At 30.3% G+C, this 18,544-nt stretch carries 19 protein-coding genes; 1 reads left to right on the plus strand and 18 read right to left on the minus strand.

Features of this window, described 5'->3' with window-relative positions; all coding sequences use genetic code 11:
* Positions 1–556 precede the first annotated feature (556 nt).
* The 5 genes from AYC61_RS17885 to AYC61_RS17905 form a co-directional block, all read right to left on the minus strand.
* On the minus strand, positions 557–1,045 hold the full coding sequence (locus AYC61_RS17885) for a deoxycytidylate deaminase (RefSeq protein WP_066506074.1): 489 nt from the start codon (positions 1,043–1,045) through the stop codon (positions 557–559).
* 86 nt (positions 1,046–1,131) lie between these two features.
* On the minus strand, positions 1,132–1,743 hold the full coding sequence (upp, locus tag AYC61_RS17890) for a uracil phosphoribosyltransferase (RefSeq protein ID WP_420806818.1): 612 nt from the start codon (positions 1,741–1,743) through the stop codon (positions 1,132–1,134).
* 58 nt (positions 1,744–1,801) lie between these two features.
* Positions 1,802–2,251 carry a ribose 5-phosphate isomerase B gene (rpiB, locus tag AYC61_RS17895; RefSeq protein ID WP_066506086.1) on the minus strand — a complete coding sequence of 150 codons (450 nt, stop codon included), beginning with the start codon at positions 2,249–2,251 and terminating at the stop codon, positions 1,802–1,804.
* A gap of 327 nt (positions 2,252–2,578) precedes the next feature.
* Positions 2,579–3,283 carry a low molecular weight protein arginine phosphatase gene (locus tag AYC61_RS17900; RefSeq protein ID WP_066506097.1) on the minus strand — a complete coding sequence of 235 codons (705 nt, stop codon included), beginning with the start codon at positions 3,281–3,283 and terminating at the stop codon, positions 2,579–2,581.
* A 3-nt stretch (positions 3,284–3,286) separates the two neighbouring features.
* Complete coding sequence (locus tag AYC61_RS17905) at positions 3,287–4,339, minus strand: L-threonylcarbamoyladenylate synthase (RefSeq protein WP_066506101.1); 1,053 nt, start codon at positions 4,337–4,339, stop codon at positions 3,287–3,289.
* A gap of 170 nt (positions 4,340–4,509) precedes the next feature.
* Here AYC61_RS17905 and AYC61_RS17910 point away from each other — a divergent pair, with 170 nt between their 5' ends.
* Positions 4,510–5,238 carry a ZIP family metal transporter gene (locus AYC61_RS17910; RefSeq protein WP_066506106.1) on the plus strand — a complete coding sequence of 243 codons (729 nt, stop codon included), beginning with the start codon at positions 4,510–4,512 and terminating at the stop codon, positions 5,236–5,238.
* Positions 5,239–5,355: 117 nt separating this feature from the next.
* Here the strand turns inward: AYC61_RS17910 and AYC61_RS17915 are convergent, their stop codons facing one another.
* The 13 genes from AYC61_RS17915 to AYC61_RS17975 form a co-directional block, all read right to left on the minus strand.
* Positions 5,356–6,534, minus strand: coding sequence for a cation:proton antiporter (locus AYC61_RS17915; RefSeq protein WP_066506109.1), 1,179 nt, complete (start codon positions 6,532–6,534; stop codon positions 5,356–5,358).
* Between the two features lie 246 nt (positions 6,535–6,780).
* A complete protein-coding gene (gene prfA / locus AYC61_RS17920) occupies positions 6,781–7,851 on the minus strand; it encodes a peptide chain release factor 1 (protein ID WP_066506111.1) in 1,071 nt (356 codons plus the stop codon).
* A 330-nt stretch (positions 7,852–8,181) separates the two neighbouring features.
* Positions 8,182–9,069, minus strand: a complete 888-nt coding sequence (gene prmC, locus AYC61_RS17925) for a peptide chain release factor N(5)-glutamine methyltransferase (protein ID WP_066506113.1) — start codon at positions 9,067–9,069, stop codon at positions 8,182–8,184.
* Complete coding sequence (locus AYC61_RS17930; RefSeq protein WP_066506116.1) at positions 9,053–10,018, minus strand: DUF1385 domain-containing protein; 966 nt, start codon at positions 10,016–10,018, stop codon at positions 9,053–9,055. Before AYC61_RS17930 ends, prmC begins: the two co-directional genes overlap by 17 nt.
* 258 nt (positions 10,019–10,276) lie before the next feature.
* Positions 10,277–10,876, minus strand: coding sequence for a thymidine kinase (locus AYC61_RS17935; RefSeq protein WP_066506119.1), 600 nt, complete (start codon positions 10,874–10,876; stop codon positions 10,277–10,279).
* Positions 10,877–11,040: 164 nt separating this feature from the next.
* Positions 11,041–11,241: a 50S ribosomal protein L31 gene (rpmE, locus tag AYC61_RS17940; protein ID WP_066506121.1), complete on the minus strand. Its 201-nt coding sequence runs from the start codon at positions 11,239–11,241 to the stop codon at positions 11,041–11,043.
* A 123-nt stretch (positions 11,242–11,364) separates the two neighbouring features.
* Positions 11,365–12,825, minus strand: coding sequence for a transcription termination factor Rho (rho, locus tag AYC61_RS17945; protein ID WP_066506123.1), 1,461 nt, complete (start codon positions 12,823–12,825; stop codon positions 11,365–11,367).
* 599 nt (positions 12,826–13,424) lie between these two features.
* Positions 13,425–14,420 (minus strand): class II fructose-bisphosphatase, encoded by a 996-nt coding sequence (gene glpX, locus AYC61_RS17950; protein WP_066506126.1) that lies wholly within the window; start codon positions 14,418–14,420, stop codon positions 13,425–13,427.
* Positions 14,421–14,766: 346 nt separating this feature from the next.
* On the minus strand, positions 14,767–15,411 hold the full coding sequence (fsa, locus tag AYC61_RS17955; protein WP_066506130.1) for a fructose-6-phosphate aldolase: 645 nt from the start codon (positions 15,409–15,411) through the stop codon (positions 14,767–14,769).
* Positions 15,412–15,432: 21 nt separating this feature from the next.
* Entirely contained in the window at positions 15,433–16,290 is an 858-nt protein-coding gene (locus AYC61_RS17960) for a class II fructose-1,6-bisphosphate aldolase (protein WP_066506135.1), read from the minus strand.
* A gap of 346 nt (positions 16,291–16,636) precedes the next feature.
* Complete coding sequence (gene kce / locus AYC61_RS17965; protein WP_066506137.1) at positions 16,637–17,449, minus strand: 3-keto-5-aminohexanoate cleavage enzyme; 813 nt, start codon at positions 17,447–17,449, stop codon at positions 16,637–16,639.
* 42 nt (positions 17,450–17,491) lie between these two features.
* Positions 17,492–17,875, minus strand: a complete 384-nt coding sequence (gene kal, locus AYC61_RS17970) for a 3-aminobutyryl-CoA ammonia lyase (protein WP_066506139.1) — start codon at positions 17,873–17,875, stop codon at positions 17,492–17,494.
* A gap of 78 nt (positions 17,876–17,953) precedes the next feature.
* The gene (locus AYC61_RS17975; protein ID WP_066506143.1) at positions 17,954–18,529 is read right to left on the minus strand and encodes a TetR/AcrR family transcriptional regulator; all 576 of its coding nucleotides are present in this window, start codon (positions 18,527–18,529) and stop codon (positions 17,954–17,956) included.
* Positions 18,530–18,544: the final 15 nt, after the last annotated feature.

Genomic DNA, 18,544 nt, shown 5'->3' on the forward strand with positions numbered 1-18,544 from the left:
AATAATATTATTGTTATTATAGCCATTTATAGATTTTTTATGACCTATAAAATATTACCTTTTTAACATTTAATTGTTTTAAATGTAATATCAATATTACTACCTTCACAAAATTATTTTTCTTTAAATACTTAAATTATGAAGATCATTGTAATAAAAATTTAATAATAGTAAGCCTAGATTGTCCATTTATATTATGGACAATATGTCAATATTTGTTTTTTTGCACACTCCTATAAAGAAACTATTACAGTATATATTATTACTTGATGTATAAAAGTAATTCTTTAATAAAAAAGTCTTCCATAAGAAATAAGATGGAAAACTTCAAATATAATTCTAATACGTTTATATCTAGATTATTCATAGAAATTATGATCATTGAGTTTCATATTAGAGAATGAATATGAGGTACAACTCAATATGTCCTTGAAATCACTACAATCTTCTATTTAGAATATTACAGCATATTAATTAAGCGTTATATGAATAATCAAGGTTAAATATTTTAAATTTTATTATCATAACTAACTCTATTTATATTAAAATTTCATCATTAATAACCCATAGTATCACTAAGTGAATCGTCATTTTGAATCCATTCATCAACATCTATAGTCCTAAATTCATCTTTTGAATCTCTTATGACAACTTTCTTTATCCCTGCATTAATAATCATTCTTTTACACATAGTACATGAATTTGCGTTCTTTACAAATTCTCCTGTTTGCACATCTCTACCTACTAAGTATAAATCTCCTCCAAGCATATCTCTTCTACTTGCAGATATAATACAGTTTGCTTCAGCATGAACGCTTCTACATTTTTCATAGTTTTGTCCTCTTGGTATATTAAGCTTTTCTCTTATGCAATAGCCTAAGTCTGTACAATTTTTTCTTCCTCTAGGTGCACCTGTATAACCAGTAGCTATAATCTCGTCATTTTTTACTATTATAGCACCATAATTACGTCTAAGGCATGTACCCCTTTCTAATACAGTTTGAGCAATATCTAGATAATAATTATATTTGTCTCTTCGCTTCATTTTATTCACCCCACTTTATTTATAATGATGTGAAATTTAACCAAATTTGCTTAAAAGGCAAAAGCTCCTGCTTTTGCCCTTTAACACTATTTTGTTCCGAATAATCTATCTCCTGCATCACCTAAACCTGGTATTATGTATGCATGGTCATTAAGTTTTTCATCAACACTTGCAACATAAATATCAACATCAGGATGTGCTTCTTTAACAACTTCTATTCCCTCAGGAGCAGCTATTAGACAAACTAGTTTTATACTTTCAGCTCCTCTATCTTTTAAAAAGCCTATTGCTGCACTAGCTGAACCGCCAGTTGCTAACATTGGATCAAGTACTATTAGTTCTCTTTCATTAACATCACTTGGAAGCTTACAGTAATATTCTACAGGCTTTAAAGTTTCAGGGTCTCTGTATAAACCAACATGACCAACTCTAGCAGCTGGTAACAAGCTTAACATACCTTCTACCATACCTAATCCTGCTCTTAATATTGGTACTAAGCCTAATTTTTTACCAGATATTACTTGTGATTTTGTTTTAGAAACAGGGGTTTCTATTTCTATTTCCTCAAGATGTAAATCTCTAGTAACTTCATATGCCATTAACATAGAAACTTCTTTTACTAATTCTCTAAATTCCTTTGAACCAGTATTCTTATCTCTAATAATAGTTAATTTATGTTTAATTAACGGATGATTCATTTCAACAACTTTTGCCAATATTAAAACCTCCTTTAAAAAATCTACACTCAATCTTGTATTATATCATATTATTGCCTTCTATGTCACTAATTTTATTTACTCTTCTTTCATGTCTTCCACCTTGAAACTCCGTATGACACCAAACATCAACTATTTCAAGTGCTAAATCTCTGCCTGTAACTCTACCACCTAAAGCTAACATATTAGCATTATTATGCTCTCTTGACATTCTTGCCGAATAACAATCTCCACATAATGCACATCTTATCCCTTTAACTTTATTTGCTGAAATAGATATTCCAATTCCTGTTCCACAAACTACAATACCTCTTTCACATACTCCATCAATAATTGCTTTAGCTGTTTTATATCCAAACTCAGGATAATCTACAGACTCACTAGAATTTGTTCCACAATCTACTACCTCTATGCCCTTTTCCTCAAGATGTGCTTTTATAATCTCTTTTAATTCAAACCCTCCATGATCACTACCTAACGCTATTTTCATTACCCATTCCTCCCCTTCTATATTTATTAATTAGCTAGTTGCATAAATCTACACCTAATGAAACGCATATTTAAATATATTGAAGCAACTTAATTTCCTTTATGATTAATTGTAAAAACTACCAATATAGTCACTAGGGAAACATATAATGTTTCTTTGAAAGTGTGACTTCAAGAGTTCGTTTCTTCATCGCTTTTACTTAAATCAAAAGAAACGAGCTCTTGTCGGAACCGTCAAAGATTGTTAGATGGTTCCCCTCACCAAAAACTTATGAGCTTAAATAATAAAAATACTCGTATTCATTTGATTTTTTATTTACAGCTATCTTTAAATTTCATCAAGCTTTCCACCTTCAATTATGGCTTCTAATGCCTTTCTTATCTCATCAGCACTCATTCTATAGTCATCTACAGGCAAGCCAAATGGATCACTTATATCCAGCTTTGAAAGCTTTGATCGAAGCTTTATTATCTTTGCTTTATCATCCTCTAACTCTTCTTCTATTTCCTGCTCCCATTTTATTATTGCATTATCTATTGATTGAATTTGTAATAATAGTTTTTCTTGCTTGTCCTTTAAGGCTTTTATTTCACCTATTCTTTCTTGCATTAACCTTTTTCTTGCATTGTTAATTTTTGTATATATCTTATTGATTTCATCTAAAATTTCATCATGTTTGACATTTTCTAGAGCAAATTCTTTTAAAGTAAATACTTTACCTTTAGCCTTTGATGTCAATTTTAACAATGCTTCTTTATGATGCTGTGTCATTGTCAATATTAAATCTGCTTCTTCTATTTTATCCACATCAAGTCTTTGTGATTTATGATTTGACAAGTCTATGCCTTGTTCCTTCATTACACATATAGCTTGAGTAGTCGCAACATCATTGTCAATTGCACATAAACCTGCTGATTCTACATGTATATGCTCATATTTAGAACCTTTTTTCTGTAACATATCTTTTAGTATCGCTTCTGCTATGCTACTTCTACAAGTATTACCTGTACAAACAAACAGAATTTTTTTCAATATTTAGTCCTCCTTTGCAGTTATAATATTGCCTCCTGCAGATTTGTTCAATCTATTCATTATAGCTGCTCCTATTCCATCATCATCTATTGCTTCAGCTAATATAATATCTACTTTCATATCATCAAAATTTCTCAGTGCTTTAAATAAATTGCTAGCTATTGTTTCTGGATTTAATCTATCGCCGACATTTATTGTTAGTTTTCCCTCATATAATTTTTCAGTTTGATTTGTAGCCATTATGCCAACCTTTAATCCTTGTAAACTATATTCATTGTATAATAACTCAATCCTTTTTTGAATATCTGTAACCATACCTTGTATTACATATACTTTTGCATTTGGTGCATAATGTTTATACTTCTGTCCAGGTGATTTTGGTATAGCACTGCTATCATGTAGCGCCGGATCCATCTTTACCTCAGAAAACAGGTTCATTAAGTCCTCTCTTGTAATGCCACCTGGTCTTAGAATAGTTGGTATACCAGTTGTTATATCAACTACAGTAGACTCCAATCCTACACCTGTGAAGCCTCCCTCTATTATTGCATCTATTTTACCAGTCAAGTCTTCTTTTACATGTTTAAAAGTTGTTGGACTAGGTTTTCCAGATAAGTTAGCACTAGGTGCTGCTATGGGTAACTCACTCTTATTTATAAGATCTAATGCAATCTTGTGATTTGGCATTCTTATAGCTACTGTTGGTAGCCCTGCAGTAATACTATCGGGTACAATTTTACTTTTATTAAATATTATGGTGATTGGACCTGGCCAAAAGCTTTCCATGATTTTATATGCTTCTTGTGGTATTTCTTCTACTAGTTTTTCAACTTGTTCTAAATTAGCTACATGAACAATTAATGGGTTATCTGATGGTCTTCCCTTAGCTTCAAATATTTTTGATACTGCATTTTCATTGAGGGCATTAGCTCCAAGTCCATAAACTGTTTCTGTTGGGAAAGCAACTATTCCCCCCTTTTTTATAATTTCGCTTGCTTCTGTAAGCTTATCCTCTTGAGGGTTATCAGGATTTATTTTAAATATTTTTGTATTCATCATTATACCTCACGTTCTTATCACTTATGTATATTTTACCTAATTACTAAATATATATTATATATCATTACAATTATTAGGTCTATATTACCTTTATATTTCTTTATAAATTTTTTATGTAATATTTTACTTATAAGTTAATTTAATATGTTTTTAGTTGGGAGATTTATATGATATATCTATATGTAAATACACTAATTGGTTTTTTAGTAGGTGTACTTGGTACTACAATGGGAGGAATAATAACTCTATTAATAGTCAAATCAAGTCATAAATTAAACAATTTTCTTTTTGGCTTTACTGGCGGTCTAATGTTAAGCGTTGTAATATTCGAGCTTTTACCTGACAGTTTTGATATTTGTGGTAGTAAATATACTATTATAGGTGTTGTAATAGGAATTATGTTTGTTAAGCTCACATCTACAATAATCAATTCTATTGGCTTTAAAAATAAGTTGCTTAAAGTTGGTTTCTTGATGAGTATTGCTATTGGAACGCATAATCTACCTGAAGGTATAGCTATAGGTTCGAGTTTGACAAATAACATTACTATTGGATTAACAATAGTATTAATCATGATTATACATAATATACCTGAAGGAGTAGCTATGGCAACACCTCTAAAAATTGGTGGCTTTTCAGGTTATAAATTAATTGGTTTGTGTATAATTGCAGGTTTACCAACAGGAGTAGGTGCTTTTATTGGTTCTTTTTTAGGAAATATATCTGATGAGTTAATGTCTATTTGTTTTTCTTTTGCTGGCGGTGCTATGCTATATATAATTTGCAATGATTTGATCCCAGCATCTATAGAAAATAATAAAATATTTTGTTCTTTTTTAGGAATAACTACTGGATTGTTTTTTGGATTTATTATTATAAATTTTTTGAGCTTATAAATTCTTTGATAATATGAAACAAAAAAATTTGAAATTTGTTAATAATATTAATGTTCAAAAAACCAGCCTAAAGACTGGTTTTTTGTATTTTACTATTTGCATTATATGAAATATATTCTAAGCAAGTTTATCATTTTCTACTGTATCATTTTTATAAACAATTTTAAGAAGTATTGGTGTAATAATTGTTGATACTAATACTAACAAGATTATTGATGTAAAAATATCATGACCTATAACCTTAAGCTTTAAGCCTAAACTTGTAACAATTAATGCTACCTCCGCTCTTGGTATCATACCTATACTTATTTGAAAAGACTCTTTCAAATTAAATTTTGATACTCTTGCACCAATTAAACATCCAATAACTTTTCCAAATATAGCAGCTAATATTATTCCAACGCTAAGTAATATGGAATTACCAATGCCGTGTAATTGTACTTTAAGCCCTATATTTACAAAAAATATTGGTGTAAACAATGCATAAGCTATATTTTGTATTTCATGCGATACTCTATTTCTGTGTGGTGTCGTAGAGAAAATTACTCCTGTTATATATGCGCCTATTATTGCAGCTACACCCATTTCTTCAGCTATGAAAGCTAAAAAGAAACAAAATATAAGAGCTGATGTCAATAATCTGCCATCACGTCTCATGATGTCTGAATATTTGGTAATAGTTTTTGAGAAAACGATTCCAAGTATTAAGGCAATAACAAAAAATGCTATTATCTTAAGTATAACAAAAAGTATACTTGTACCTTCAGCAGGATTTATAGCGCTTACAACTACTGCTAACAATATTATACCAACTACATCATCTATTATAGCAGCACCAAGTATTGCCATTCCTTGCTTGGTTCTCAATCGATTTAATTCTCTTAATGCCTGTACAGTTATACTAACACTTGTTGCTGTCAAAATAACACCAACAAAAAGTTGTTCTTGAAAAGTTGAGTTAGCTTTTAATAAGTAAACAACCCCCATTCCAAATATAAAGGGAAAGATAACTCCTCCAATAGCTATAATTGCTGATGATTGCCCTGATGCTTTCAAGTCATCTAAGTCCGTTTCCAAACCAGCTATAAACATCAATAAAATAACTCCTATCTCTGCCATATGATTGATAAAATCTGTTGCAGAAACAAGGTTTAAGACAGAGGGTCCTATAATTAATCCTATAAGAATTTGCCCTAAAACTGCTGGTTGTTCAAGTTTTTTACTAATGTAACCACCAATATTTGCAAATAACAATATTAGACCAATTTCTAATAAGAATAATGCGCCTTCATCCAATTAAATCATCTCCTATTTATGCTAATAATAACCCTTAAAGCTATACCTTATTTAACACATTAGACGATAGCAATATTATTTACATTTTTAGTTTTCCATATTACAATCTAACTATTAGTATTAATTTAGGTAAATTACATCAAAAAAATTTAAAGTGGTTTTAAATAAACCACTTTAAAACACCCAATATTAAGTATATTACTTTATATATCTTTTTTCAAATGTAATTACAGATATTTAACAATTTTATCTTTCTACGCTTTTTAGTTTTTCTGCTTGATCTGTAGTGATTAATGCATCTATCATTTCATCTATATCACCATCTAAGAATGCATCAAGTTTATAAATAGTCATATTTATTCTGTGATCACTTATTCTACCTTGTGGGAAATTGTAAGTTCTAATCTTAGCACTTCTATCTCCTGTACCAACTTGGCTCTTTCTCGCTTGTGCTATTTCTGCATTTTGTTCAGATTGGTACTTTTCATATAATCTAGCTTTCAATACCTTAAATGCTTTATCTTTATTTTTAAGCTGAGATTTTTCATCTTGCATTGCAACAACTATACCCGTAGGTATATGAGTAAGTCTTACTGCTGAGTCAGTTGTATTAACACTTTGTCCTCCATTGCCTGAAGATCTGTATACATCTACTCTTACTTCAGAAGGCTTAATTTCAATTTCTACATCGTCAACTTCTGGTAAAACAGCTACTGTTGCAGTAGAAGTGTGTATTCTACCACCAGATTCAGTTGCTGGTATTCTTTGCACCCTATGAACACCACTTTCAAACTTTAATCTGCTATAAGCTCCCTTACCTTTAATCATCACAATTACTTCTTTAAAACCTCCAACTCCTTGCTCATTAGAGTTCATCATTTCTACCTTCCATCTATTCCTCTCTGCATATCTAGTATACATTCTAAATAAATCTCCAGCAAAAATACCAGCTTCGTCTCCACCTGCACCTGCTCTAATTTCAAGTATAACATTTTTCTCATCATTAGGGTCTTTAGGTATTAACATTAATTTAATTTCTTCTTGTAATGATTCTATTTTTTCAGTAAGTTCAACAACTTCTTGTTTCACCATTTCTTTGAAATCATCTTCTAATTTATCTTTTAACATTTCTTTTGCATCATCTAATTGCTTATTTGCATCTTCATACTCAGAATACTTTGCAACAATTGGCTCTAATTCAGCATGCTCTTTAACATATTTTTGCCACTGCTTTGTATTGCTAATAATTTCTGGGTCACTTATTTTCTTATTTAAATCTTGATACTTTTCCGAAAGAAATTTAAGTTTTTCCAACATATTTTCACCTCAAAATCCTATATCATCTAAATTTATATTATAGCATATTCTCAGGAAATATACTATTAATTATACGATGTTCTCATAAATACAAAGTTCTAATTTAACCCTGATTATTCATATAACTTTATATATAATATGCTGTAAGCTTCTGAATTAGAAGATTTCAGTGAATTCGAAGGCATACCGAGTTGGTATATCAAGAATTTAATGGATATCTTATAAACAGAAGGACTACATATTAATGAATCTCCTATTCAGTTCCTTCATAGGAGTAAGCGATTCACATAAAATAATAGATTTTAGTTCACTGCTCATAATTTTCTATGATTAATCTGGGTTTAATACAGCTATTACAACCCTATCCAAATTTGCTAAATCTTTTATAACTTCTACATTTTTATATTCACCAGTCTCTTTCAATAATTTTTTCAAATCCTCTCCTTGATTCCATCCTATTTCAAATGCAAGCACTCCGTTTTTAGCTAACAGTTTAGGAGAAGCTGTTATTATTTCTCTATAGTATTCTAATCCATCTAATCCTCCATCTAATGCTAATCTAGGTTCGTATTTAGAAACTTCTATCTGCAAAGAATCTATTTCATCAGATGGAATATACGGGGGATTAGAAACAATTATATCAAAGCTTTTTTCTAATTCTTTATTTAACAACGGGCTTAACATGTCACCTTTGTATAGCTTAACTCTTTGTTTAACTTCTAAGTTTTCACTATTCCTCGTTGTTATCTTTAGAGCATTTTCACTAATATCCACACTATGCACTTTACATCTTGTTTCATATTTAGCTAAGCTTAGCCCTATCGCTCCACTTCCTGAGCCTATGTCAGCTATATTTATACTGCGTTTCTTAATAAAATTTTCACCTTTCATAATCTCCAATATTTTTTCAACTAATATTTCTGTATCCGGTCTGGGTATCAAAACATTTTCATCTACATAAAAATCTAGTCCCATAAACTCCTGCTTATTAGTTATATATTGAAGAGGACAACCTTTATATCTTTTTTCAAGTAGTTTATTAAATTCTTCAGCTTTTTGTAAATCTATTGTATCATTCATGTGGCAGTATAAAAATACTTTATCAACTTCTAATACATGACATAATAGCAGTTGTACATCTAATAGAGGGCTTGCTATTTTAGCAGTCTCTAATTTTTTTACCCCTTCATTGATTAAATCTCTAATGCTTATCAACATTAGGTTCCTCTTCTTCTATTACACCTTTTAATGCTGCTATACCTACTTCAAGCTGAGAATCATCAGGTTCATTTGTAGTTATTTTTTGTAGTAATAAGCCAGGATATGAAACTATAAAAGCAAATTTCGACTGACTTTTTCCAGTATATCTATTTATTTCATATGATATTCCTGCTATTACAGGAAGCATCACAATACGAGAAATAAACCTTAATAATGGGTTTGGCCATCCAAATAATGAAAAAACTAAAATACTAATAATCATAACAGTAAATAAAAAACTAGTACCACATCTTGGGTGCAGTGTTGTATATTTTCTAGCATTATCAACAGTTAATTCTTCATTATTTTCATAGCAGTGTATTGTTTTGTGTTCAGCACCATGATATTCAAAAACTCTTTTTATATCTTTAAGCTTTGAAACAGAGAATATATATATTAGGAATATTATAACTCTAATCAGTCCTTCAATTAAATTAAGTCCAATTGCGTTATTTATTTTACTTTTTAATAAATTAGTTATAAAGGATGGTCCTAACATAAATATTCCTATGGAAATCAACAATGATATGAACACAGAAAAATATATGATTACATCTTCAACTTTATCTTTAAATATCTTTTCCAAAAACTTATCGAATTTGCTTGGTTCATAATCTTCTTCCTCATAAAATTTAGCAGAGTACATCAATGCTTTTGTTCCTATTATCATAGCCTCAATTAAAGCTACTGAACCTCTAAAAAAAGGTAACCCCAAAAATTTATACTTTTCGGTAACTGGTGTTATCTTTCTTTTGTCAACTTCTATTTCACCATCAGGCTTTCTTACAGCTACAGAAACACTATTTTTACCTTTCATCATAACGCCCTCAATAATAGCCTGACCACCAACGTTTTTAGGTTCAACTTTTTGATATATTTTACTTCTATCAACTTTTAGTTTTCCCATATTTTTTCTCCTTCTAATGTTAATAATATAAACCCAGATTATTCATAGAAAATTAAATACTCTACTGCATCCTTCTGATTATAAGCTATCCATTAAATTCTCGACATACCTACTTGGTATGCCTTCGAATTCACTGGAATCTTCTAATTCAAAAACTTACAGCATATTTTTCAAAGTTATATGAATAATCAGGGTTAAGTATTACAAGATTTAAATATCTTTATCTTAATACTCATAACATTATTATATAGCATTATCCTATTTATTACAATTATTATACTCTTCGAACTTTTCATAATAACATTTTGCACAAAGAGATTGGTATTCTATAAGATCATTATCATCAATAGCAATCTGCTCTCCTTTAAAAACAAATTTACCATTTATTTTTCTTCCATTAAAAATTGCTTTCTTTCCACAAGTACATATTGTTTTTAATTCTTCTATACTATGTGCTAACTCTAAGAGTCTTGTACTTCCTGGGAAACCATTCATTTGAAAATCTGTTCTTAATCCATAACATATTGTTGGTATATTTAATTTTACAGCTATATTAAACAACTGCTGTGCTTGTTCTTGGGTGAAAAATTGTGCTTCATCAACTAAAATACAGTCAATGTTTTCTTGTTTATTTAACAATAAAATATGGTTATAAATATCAACCTCTTTAGTAGCCAATAAATCTACCTTTCTTTCTACTCCAAGTCTGGAACTAATCTTATCATCACCTTTAGTATCTATGCAAGGCTTTATCAATATGATTTTCATTCCTCTTTCTTCATAATTATGTGCTACTTGCAGTAAATTCGTAGATTTTCCACAATTCATTGCTCCATATCTAAAATATAGTTTGCTCATAAAAAATATCCTCCAAATTTTCTATTTATCATAAGATTTATGTTAACACAAATTATTATAGAAAATTATTAAACATTGTCAGTATATTTTGATTTTCTGCTTAAAAATAAAGGTTAGAAGATTATTTCTTCTAACCTGTTATTAACTAATTTATAAATATACTATTACTTCATGCCGTATTTCTTCTTGAATTTATCAACACGTCCACCTTTATCTACAAATTTTTGACGTCCTGTATAGAATGGATGGCACTCTGAACAAACTTCAACCTTTAAGCTATCTTTTACTGAACCTGTTTCAAATTCATTGCCGCATGCACAACGCACTTTAACTTTTTTATATTCTGGATGAATTCCTTTTTTCATCAAAATCACCTCTTTTCTCACATACCAAGCTTATTTATGAGTATCTACTTTTCAACTAATATAGTATATCATATTAGTAAATCCTATGCAACAATAATTCCTGTTTTAATTACACTCAATTTATTACATTTTATTTAATATATTTACAAACTCTTTATTATTATTGGTTGATATTAATTTGTCTATCATCATTTCTGTTACTTCTGCAGTAGAAGCATTGCTCATTGATTTTCTAATATTCCATATTGTTGCAAGTTCTTCTGAAGATAATAATAAATCTTCTCTTCTTGTACCAGATTTATTAATATCAATAGCAGGAAATATTCTTTTCTCAGATAACTTTCTATCTAAATGAACCTCCATATTACCAGTTCCTTTAAATTCTTCAAAAATCACATCATCCATTCTACTTCCTGTTTCGATTAATGCAGTAGCTAATATAGTTAAACTTCCACCAAATTCAATATTTCTAGCTGCCCCAAAGAATCTTTTAGGCTTATGCAAAGCACCAGGATCTAAACCTCCTGATAATGTTCTGCCAGTAGGAGGTATTGTAAGGTTATACGCTCTTGCAAGTCTCGTAATACTATCTAATAAAATTACAACATCCTTACCATGTTCAACAAGACGTTTAGCTCTTTCTAGTACCATCTCTGCAACTTTTGTATGGTGTTTTGGTACTTCATCAAATGTAGAATAAACTACATCTGCTTTGACTGATCTTTGCATATCTGTTACTTCTTCTGGTCGTTCATCAATTAATAATATTATTATTTCTATGTTAGGATGATTAGAAGCTATACTATTTGCTATCTTTTTAAGTAATATGGTTTTACCAGCTTTAGGAGGTGCTACTATCATACCTCTTTGACCTTTACCTATTGGTGCTATTAAATCAATTATTCTTGTAGATAATTCCCTCGCAGAAGTCTCTAGTGTCATTTTCTCATTTGGATATATAGGAGTAAGCGTTTCGAAATCTCGCCTTTTATTACATAATTCCGGATCTTCACCATTTATTTTTTTAACATATAATAATGCTTTATATTTCTCACTAGATTTTGGTGGTCTCGTAACACCAAACACTTTGTCACCAGTTTTTAAATTGAATCTTCTTATTTGAGACGGGGAAACATATATATCATTCTCACTAGATAAGTAGTTTTGACATCTTAAAAAACCATATCCATCGGTGTGAAGCTCTAATATACCATCAGCTGTATTCACTTCACCAGTTTTATTTATTTCATCACATAATCTTTCAGGTATACCTGCCTTGTTAGTATCAATACGTTTTTTTTCATACTCTTCCTTAGATTTATTATTATCATATCTTCTTTTCGGTTTAGTTTCTTCTTTATCTATAGTTTTATTAACCTCTACTTTTTTTACTTCTTTTTTAGTTTCATTATCAGTATTTTTCTGCATAATCAATTCTAGTAGTTCATTCTTTTTGTATTTTGTATATCCTTTTAGCCCTATAGCTTTTGCTATCTCTCTTAGTTCATTTAGTTTCTTACTACCAAGTTCATCATTACTATTCAAATTTATTTTCACCTCCGAAAAAACACAAAACAGCCACATATAAAACATAGATATATATTAAATAATAGGATTTTAAAAGAAAAGCTTTCAAAGACAGGCCAATCAATTTCATCATAGCACTTTCTCTTAATTTAGTCAACAATTACATAATCCCAGATTATTCATGAAAAATTATGAGTAGTGAACCCAAATCTTGATTTCGTGTTAATCACTTATTCTATAAAGGAACTGAATAGGAAATTCATCAATAATGTTCCTTCTGATTATAAGATATCCATTGAGTGGCTTGTATTCCAACTCGGTATGCCTTCGAATTCACTAATTAAGCGTTATAAATAATTAGAGATAATTTATATAATCCAGATTATTAATTGCTAAAGCACTTGTGTTATGATTTTATCCATAAATTATAAAATATAAACATAAGTAAAGAACTAAAATCTTCGGTTTTAAATCACTCACTTATTTGAAAAATAAGCCTAATTTCCTATTAATAACTATTCTATATTTGAATATGCAAGCAAAATCTATAAAAAATAGTTAGTATATATTGTATAATCTTATTTATTTAATTTTATGTAAATATCCTAAAAAGCTATGTATTATTAATTAGATAAATGTTAAAGTGATACCTAATCTTACTTATGTTTATTCATAAGTTCAGATAATACATCACTCTTGTCAAGCTTATGATATGCTTTAACAAATCTTACTGTACCTGTTTTTGACCTCATTACTATTGATTCTGTTAAGGCTGTATTATTCTCTTGATATATAACACCTTTTAATAATTCTCCATCACTTATACCAGTAGCACTAAAAAATACATCATCACCCTTAATAAGATCATCTAATCTTAGTACCTTATTTATATCTTCATCTGTTAAATTTAAATCTCTACATCTTTCCAATTCTTCATCTGACCTAATATTAAGCTTACTCTGAAACTCTCCACCCATGCATTTTAAAGCTGCTGCTGCTAAAACACCTTCCGGTGCTCCACCAATACCCATCAACATATCTACTCCTGTGTTGTCAAAGGCAGTCGCAATACATGCTGCAACATCGCCTTCAGAAAATAGTTTAATTCTAGCTCCAACTCTTCTTATTTCTTTAATTAAATCGTAATGTCTTTGTCTGTCCTGAACTATGACAGTCAAATCTCCAATGTTTTTATTGAGAGCTTTTGCAACTGCTTTAATATTTTCCTCAGTTGAAGCTTCAATGTCTATACATCCTGCAGCTTTGGGTCCTACTGCTATTTTTTTCATATAAGTATCAGGAGCATGTAGTAAACATCCTTTTGGTGCTATTGCTATAACTGCTATAGCATTTGGCAATCCCTTTGCAACAAGAGTAGTACCATCTAACGGGTCTACAGCTATATCAACCTCTAAAGAACCTTCTTTAGCTGCTCCTATAGTTTCTCCTATGTATAACATAGGTGCTTTGTCTTTTTCACCTTCACCAATAACAACTGTCCCTTTAACATCAACCATATCAAAAGCAGCTCTCATTCCATCTACAGCAGCTTGGTCAGCAGAAATCTTATCTCCTCTTCCCATATATTTAGCAGATGCCAAAGCAGCTGTTTCTGTAACTCTAACTAATGAAATAGCTAAATTTCTATCCATAAAAATCCCTCCAAAGTTTTTTATGTAATAAACCATATTATCTCTAAGTTTATTCAAAAAATACTTTATAATACCTATTTATTGTAATATGACTCTAATAAAATGCATCTATTTAGCATCATTTTTTACAATAATAAATTTTTTGAGTTAGTAAATTTAGCTAAGAACAATTATCAAAATAAGAAATAATTTTATATCCTTCTTTTTAGAAATGTACTTAAAATAAAAATTGATAAAGTAATAATTGATTTGAAAATATTCATGGTCAAATGTTGTTTTATTTTTCATTTTTACGTAAAAAACTGTCTTGAAATAATCAACTAATCATCCCAAGACAGTCATAGTATTATTTGTTTACACTTTCCCAATCTTTCAAAAAACGTTCTATTCCATTGTCTGTTAAAGGATGCTTGACCATAGCTTTGAACACCTTATATGGTATAGTTGCTATATGTGCACCTTCTTTTGCAGCTTTGATAACATGCATTGGAGTTCTAATACTTGCTGTTATTATTTCTGTCTTAATACCATGAAGATCAAAAACATCTACTATATCTCTAATAATATCTAAACCCTCATTACCAATGTCGTCCATTCTACCAACAAAGGGACTTACATAGGTAGCACCTGCTCTTGCTGCTAATAACGCTTGCGCGGCTGAAAATACTAAAGTAACATTTGTTTTAATACCTTTTTTAGTCAATTCTTTTACAGCCTTCAACCCTTCATCTGTCATAGGGATTTTAATTACTATATTAGGATGAATTTTTGCAAGCTCCTCAGCTTCTGTAAGCATATCATCTTTTTTTAAGCTTATTACTTCTGCACTTATAGGGCCATCAACTATTTCGATTATTTCTGAAATTACTTGTTTGAAGTCTCTTCCCTCTTTTGCAATTAATGATGGATTCGTTGTTACTCCACAAATTACACCCCACTCATTAATCTCTTTAATTTCATCAATATTTGCAGTATCAATAAACAGCTTCATAATCAGAATTTGCCTCCTTTTTTATTTCCAAGCTTTGCCTTCTGATCCAAACATCTTCATTTTTTCTGCTATTACTTGTGTCATTTCCTTTCTTGCAGCTCCAACAATTTTTCTTGGATCATATACATCAGGATTTTCTTCTACAAACTTTCTAACAGCTCTATTAAATGCCATTCTTATATCTGTATCAATATTGATTTTGTTTATTCCTAAGCTTACAGCTTTCCTAATGCTATCCTCTGGTACTCCTGAAGAACCATGTAATACTAGCGGAATATTTAATCTTTCTTTTATTACCTTGATTCTATCAAAATCTAATTTAGGCTCTCCTTTATAAGGACCATGTGCTGTTCCAACAGCTATAGCTAAAAAGTCTACTCCTGTTTCTTTTACAAATCTCTCTGCTTCATCAGGGTCTGTAAAAGTAGCTTCTCTTTCATCTACTGTTATATCGTCTTCTGTACCACCAATTTTTCCTAATTCAGCCTCTGCTGAAACTCCTACTGCATGGGCAATTTCAACAATATTTTTTGTTATTTCTATGTTTTTGTCTAATTCATGTTTAGAAGCATCAATCATAACTGATGTAAATCCATTTCTAATGCACTGCATAATTTGAACAAAATCTGTACCGTGGTCTAAGTGTATCGCTACTGGAACTGATGCATTTCTAGCTGCTACCTTAGCCATTTCTGCTATGTACTCAACTCCTGCGTATTTTAATCCTCCTTGGCTTGCCTGCATAATTACTGGAGATTGTGTTTGTTCAGCTGCTTCAATTATAGCTTGAACTATCTCCATATTGTTTACATTAAAAGCTCCTACTGCATAACCGTTCTCATGTGCATGTTTCATTAAATCTGATCCTGATACTAACAATGTAACTCCTCCTTTACCTTGTGCCCAGATTATTCACAGAAAATAATACTACACTGCATATTATTCAATGATAATCCAAGCTAATAATTATATTATCTGCAAATTTAACGATTTTTACTTATCTGTCACATATATTATAATATATATTCAAACAAAAGCAAGTGTTATAACTAAACACTTGCTTTTTTAAAGCTGGAAACCCCAATTTCAATTTGGCATCAATCTAATATTCCTGCTAAGGAATTGAGCAGAAATTTCCTCTTTTCTGCCTATTAAAGCCATATTATTAAAATTATATTTTATAAACACTTTAATTTAGATATATTTTCCAAACTATTGTATATTCCTATTTTAAACCTAGTATTTCTCTTGCTTCATCTGGTGTTGCTACCTCTCTGCCCAGTTCTTTAGCTAATCGAGCTATTCTCTCTACTAACTGAGCATTGGATTTTGCAATCTCACCTTTTTTATAATATATATTATCTTCAAATCCTACTCTTACATGTCCTCCCAGCATTATACTTGCTGTTGCTAACGGTAATTCATATCTACCTATTCCTGCAACTGTCCAAGTACTTCCAGCTGGTATACTTTCTACTAAGTATAATAAATCTCTCAATTCTCCAGGTATTGCACCTGGAACTCCCATAACGAAATCAAAGTGCATTGGTGTTTTTACTAAGCCTTTTTTAGCTAATCTGATAGCATTGTTTATCATGCCTCTTTCAAAAACTTCTATTTCTGGTTTAACACCTAGCTCTTTCATTCTTAAAGCAAACTTTTCCATATAGTCTTGAGAATTCATAAATACATCTGCACCAAAATTACATGTTCCTGCACTTAAAGTAGCCATTTCTGGTTTTAGCTCAACAGGTTGTAATCGTTCTTCTGGACTGTGCCACACTGCCCCACCTGTTGAAGGTTGAAATATTACTGGACATCTTTTTTCTACTTCTTCTTTTATAGCTTTATAAGTATTAAAATCTTGAGTAGGCTTTCCATCCTTATCTCTTGCATGAATATGAACAATACTAACTCCTGCTTTATACGCTTCATATGCAGCTTCCCCTATCTCCTGTGGTGTAATAGGAAGATTAGGTTGTTGCTCTCTTGTAACTTCAGCTCCTGTTAAAGCTGCTGTTATTATAAGTTTTTGCATAAAATATTCCCCCCAAAGAATAAATTAATTAGCTAGTTAATCCTATTTTCTTTGCTTATCTTTTGGCACTACGCATGTTCCTACAGCTTTGCAAACTATAATAGGTTCATCTAATGCATCACAAGCAGAATCATTTATATCAGGTCTAGGAATTATAACCTTCCTAGCTTCAAATTCCATTTTTCTAGAACTGTTACCCACTTTAGTTATTGTTCCTACAGCTTCAATATAATCTCCTGCATAAACAGGTGCTAAAAACTGTACATCTTCATAACCAGCAAATAAACCTTCATCTCCATCATTTCTTATAAGTAGTTCTGTTGCAACATCACCAAAAAGCTGAAGCATCTTAGCTCCATCTACTAGATTGCCACCATAATGAGCATCATGCATACTCATTCTTAATCTAATCATAGCTTTTTCCATTGTCCTTCCCCCTAAACACAATATTTAAAACCTTATCTCAATAACAAGCTTATAACTTTTATAATAAATTGTAAACCCCTAACCTATACCATTAATTAATATATCCAAAAATTTATCTAATTCTTCTTCACTTAATTCATTATCATCTACCATTATTTTCTTTATAAAGTATTGTGCTATCGAACCATTTAGTATCATACATACCATATCTGCATCAACATCACTTCTTATTTGACCATTATCTATAGCTTCCTTAGTAATTGTTTTAAATAAATTTAATGCTTTAATCCTAGAATCATGTATATTAGAGCATAAATCATTTGGCATATTTATTTCTGATTGCATTATTCTTATTAAAAAGCTGTGTTTGCACATATATTTCCAATGAAACTTTGAAAATTCTCTTATTTTATCATGAAAATCATTATTTGATTGAAGTATTACCAATGCCTCTTCTATATATTGATGTGTACCTTCCTTTATTAGATTTTCAAATAGAGATTTTTTACTCTCAAAATATTCATATACTGTTCCCTTACCAACACCAGCATCTTTTGCAATATCATATATTTTAGCTTTATAAAACCCATTTTTAGAAAAATTCTTTAAAGCAGATTCTAATATAGCCTTTCGCTTATCAACTTTTGATGCCATTTGATTCATCCTTTC

Source organism: Abyssisolibacter fermentans (assembly GCF_001559865.1).
In the GTDB taxonomy this organism is placed as follows: domain Bacteria; phylum Bacillota; class Clostridia; order Tissierellales; family MCWD3; genus Abyssisolibacter; species Abyssisolibacter fermentans.